Consider the following 3,371-nt stretch of genomic DNA (forward strand, 5'->3'; position numbering starts at 1 on the left):
CAGGGGCAAGCAGCTCACACTGACTACTGCCCATCCTGGACAGGCCGGTCGATTGCTTCCCGCACTCTGGACAAAAGTTCCGGCACCCGGTAAGGCTTGGCCATAAAGCCTACGCGACCGGACTTGAGGTACTGCCTGAGTCTTTCTTCAGGAGAATATCCGCTCACCACAAGTATGTTCACCTCTGAATCCAGTTCAAGAAGCCGCTGTATACACTCGTACCCACCCATGCCGGGCATATTGATGTCCATTATAATCAAGGCGATACTGTCTTGATTCTTTTGATACATTTCCAGGGCCTGCTCTCCGCTTTCTGCACAGCTTGCCCTGTACCCTGCTTCCTCCAGGGCCTCCCGGGTAAGTTCCCTTAGAGCCGGCTCATCGTCCACCACCAGAATATGCTCATAGCTGTCTACTTTTTTTTCTTCCCTGTCTGAAAAGCAGGCTTCCTCTTCTGGGGCTACAGGCAGATAAATCCTGAATTTTGCCCCCTGCCCCGGACTGCTCCTGCACTCTATATATCCCTGATGATTTTCCACTATCCCGAACACTGAGGCCAGGCCGAGCCCGGTTCCTTTGCCCGGCTCCTTAGTGGTAAAAAAGGGATCAAAGATTTTCTGCCTGATATCCTCGTCAATGCCCTCACCGGTATCACTGATGCTCAGCAGTACATAACTGCCGGGTTCCACCCTGAAATGCTCCAGAAGCTGAGGCTCCTGGAAATGTGCCATGGAGGTCTCGATGGTTAACCTCCCTCCCTCGGGCATGGCATCCAGGGCGTTGTTGCACAGGTTTAGCAAAACCTGCTCCAGTTGCGCAGGATCTCCCTGAACAGGCTTAATACCGTCATCCAGTCTGAGTTCCAGGGCAATTTGGTCCGGAAAAGACTTTTTAAGCAACGAGGCCGTTTCGGCAGCCTCCCGGTTGAGATCAACCGGCCTGAACTGGCCTTCTATTTCCCGGCTGAAGGTCAGAAGCTGTCTCACTAACTTTGCAGCCCTCTCCCCGGCCTGCTGTATCTGCACTATCCTTTTTATATCCGGATCGTCCTGGGCTTTTTTTTCCAGCAGCATCCTGACGTGGCCGCTTATGACCTGCAGAATATTGTTGAAATCATGAGCTATTCCCCCGGCCAGAGTACCTACAGCCTGCATCTTGTGCGCCTGATGCAGACGTGCTTCCATATCCCTGCGTTCGGTTATATCCGTGGATATTACAATACGCACCATTCGACCGTCGCTCCAGGGTATGGCCATGGCCCTGCAGTCATAAGAACTTCCGGTTTCCTGGTCCTGATATTCCCACCTGGCCGGTTCAGGGGTCCCGGACTGATTTTTAAGCTCATCTTTTCTGCAAAAAGAACACGGACCCTGCTGAGCATTCTGAAACACTTCCCAGCACTTGCGGCCGATCACATCTCCCCTTTTCTCCCGGATATAGCTGTTTATAAAAAGGATCTCGTCAGAATGCATATCCGCCACGTACACTGCAGCGTCCAGGCTGTCCAGGATGCCGGCCAGACGCTGTTCACTGCGTCGCAGGGTCTCCTCTCTGCGCACGACGGTTTCAGCCATATCCTGGAAGCTGTTGCTTAATGCCTGCAGTTCGTAAAATGAAGATACATAGTTCTGTACCCCCATATCAAAAGCGCCCCGGGGCAGTTTTTCCACCTCCCCGGTAAAGGTGACCAGGGGGTCTATCACGTCCTGGCGCACTCTCCAGGTCACATTCCAGACAAGCAGGCCAAGAAACCCAAAAAGCAGGAACCCGGCAAACCCAATGGGCATAAGAACCGGCAGCAGCTGTCCCTTGACAGACCAGGCTGTAAAGACTGTCCACTCCGCTTCCGGAACCTTTTCCGCACTGAAAAGATAAAGCTCACCGTATTTTCTGCCCATTCCCAGAAAACCTGTCTGTCCCTGCAGAGCTCTGGCCACGGGCCTGAGATGACCGAGATTATACTGCCCGGCCACCACGCTGGATTCAGGGTGAGCCAGGACATTACCATAACCGTCCAGGACAAAGACCCGGTCATCTTTTTGCATCCGGGTTATCCTGGTTATAAACTCCTGCAGGGAGTCCAGGTCCAGCTCAGCAACCAGAATTTTACTGAAGTGGCCTGTATAAGACAGACTTACTGTAACAGTATATTCGTCCGGCTTCATGTAGGGAGTGGAAAAGTAAAACTCTCCTGAAGTCTCAAGTCTTTCTGTTGCCGGAATCATGCGGGAATAATCCTGGAAAGCCTCCATCTCGGGCAGAACCTGCCTGATGCGTCCGGATTCATCCAGAACCAGAAAACGCTTGAAAAGCCCGGCATGAGCCTTGTAGTGACTGGCAAAGGCCTCAAATTCCGGGTAAAGTACCATCCTGGACAAAAATCTGATGGTCTGCATCTGGGACTTGATATGAGACTGCACGTAGGAGGAAATGCTGGCCGCCTGCAGGCGCTGCTCGCTCCTGATCTCCTGATAACGGAAATATCCCAGCAGAACTGCGATCCCAAGGATTATCAGCATGGAGATGAGCAGAAGACGCCAGCCCAGAAGGCGCTGCAGGATATTGGTCAGAGTGGGTGCCGGCTTCATTCGAAATCCTCTGCCTTGAAGCTGTACACCTCCTCAAATTCACCCTCTCTGACCTGGACTATGGTTACCGGGCTTGTTACATCTCCATATTCGTCTATGGTTATGGGCCAGTAAAGTCCTGGATAATCGCGGATTTCAGTGAGGGCCTGCTCCAGTCCCCTGTCTCCGGAAGACTCTTCCAGGGCCAGGGCCAGAATATGTGCGGCATCATAGGCCATAGCAGCTGCAAATGATGGCTCGCTGCCGAATCTTGATCTATAGTTCTTTGCAAACTCGTAATAATCAGTTCCCAGATTTTCCTGGGATGTTGTCGTGACAAAGGTCATATTTTCCACTGTCCTGCCGCCCGCCCGCAGAAGCTCCCTGGTCATTGCCCAGCCAGAACTGAAAATATCAGGACTTAAGCCAGTGCTTTCAATGGCCTGCACCAGATTGACCACATCCCTTCCGGACACGGCCAGAAACAGGCCCTGCTCTGAACATAGCTGCAGGTCATCTGCAATCTGCAGCCAGTCCTGACTGCGGCTGGCATAAAGCTTTTTTCTATTTGTTACCTCGCCGCCGGCGGACTTGAATTCCTGCACAAAATGTTTTTCAAAAGAATCTGCATATATTTCGTTGTCCATATCCCTCAGGGTACACAAGGTATCTATTTCCTTTTCATGAAACACATACCGGGCCAGGGCGATTGCGTGCTGATCGGTGCTGGGCTGGATACGGAAAAAATTGTCCTTGATGCCGCTCAGCTTCGGAGTAGAGGTTGTGGGGCTTAAAAGCACAACA

Annotated in this window: 2 protein-coding genes; both read right to left on the bottom strand. The window is 52.1% G+C overall.

What is annotated here, in order from left to right:
• Positions 1–23: 23 nt before the first annotated feature.
• Entirely contained in the window at positions 24–2,588 is a 2,565-nt protein-coding gene (locus tag D5S03_RS04305) for a hybrid sensor histidine kinase/response regulator (RefSeq protein ID WP_287042783.1), read from the bottom strand.
• On the bottom strand, positions 2,585–3,371 hold a 787-nt coding region (locus D5S03_RS04310; RefSeq protein ID WP_287042784.1), incomplete at its 5' end, for an ABC transporter substrate-binding protein. The genes D5S03_RS04310 and D5S03_RS04305, both read right to left, overlap by 4 nt.

Source organism: Desulfonatronospira sp. MSAO_Bac3 (assembly GCF_003838035.1).
Classification (GTDB): Bacteria; Desulfobacterota; Desulfovibrionia; order Desulfovibrionales; family Desulfonatronovibrionaceae; genus Desulfonatronospira; species Desulfonatronospira thiodismutans.